At 68.9% G+C, this 598-nt stretch carries 2 pseudogenes; one reads left to right on the forward strand and one right to left on the reverse strand.

What is annotated here, in order from left to right:
- Positions 1 to 219, reverse strand: a pseudogene (locus A5706_RS27870) (TIGR00374 family protein); the annotation flags it as partial.
- On the opposite strand from A5706_RS27870, the pseudogene A5706_RS27875 reads away from it, so the two are divergent.
- Positions 212 to 598 (forward strand): annotated as a pseudogene (locus tag A5706_RS27875) (lysylphosphatidylglycerol synthase domain-containing protein); the annotation flags it as partial. The pseudogenes A5706_RS27870 and A5706_RS27875 overlap by 8 nt on opposite strands.

A 598-nucleotide genomic window follows, 5' to 3' on the forward strand; every position in this document is an offset into this window, starting at 1 on the left:
CAGCGCCAGCCCCACCGCCTGCAGCACGCCCGACATCACCAACTGCCACGAGGCCACCACCGTCGAGGCGCCCCAAAGCCGCTGCTGCCGGAACAGAAACGTCGCCGACAGCACCGGCCCGCCGGGCAGCGTCGTGCTCAACGAGTTTGCGGCGTAGAACGCGGCTTCCGATCGCAGCTGCTTGACGTGCACGCCGGCCGACTTCAGCAGGGTGCGCTGGGTGATCCTCGGCATCGTCGCGATCGTGCTTGCTGTGGAGATCGCGCTGGGGTGGCGCCAGTTGGCGAAAGCCTGGATGAGCCTGTACGAGGCCAACTGGTGGTGGCTGATCGCGTCGGTGGTGGCGGCGGCCGCGTCCATGCACAGCTTCGCCCAGATCCAGCGCACCCTGCTGAAGTCGGCCGGCGTGCACGTCAAGCAGCTGCGATCGGAAGCCGCGTTCTACGCCGCAAACTCGTTGAGCACGACGCTGCCCGGCGGGCCGGTGCTGTCGGCGACGTTTCTGTTCCGGCAGCAGCGGCTTTGGGGCGCCTCGACGGTGGTGGCCTCGTGGCAGTTGGTGATGTCGGGCGTGCTGCAGGCGGTGGGGCTGGCGCTG

It is taken from the genome of Mycobacterium sp. E796, from assembly GCF_001672815.1.
GTDB lineage: Bacteria > Actinomycetota > Actinomycetes > Mycobacteriales > Mycobacteriaceae > Mycobacterium.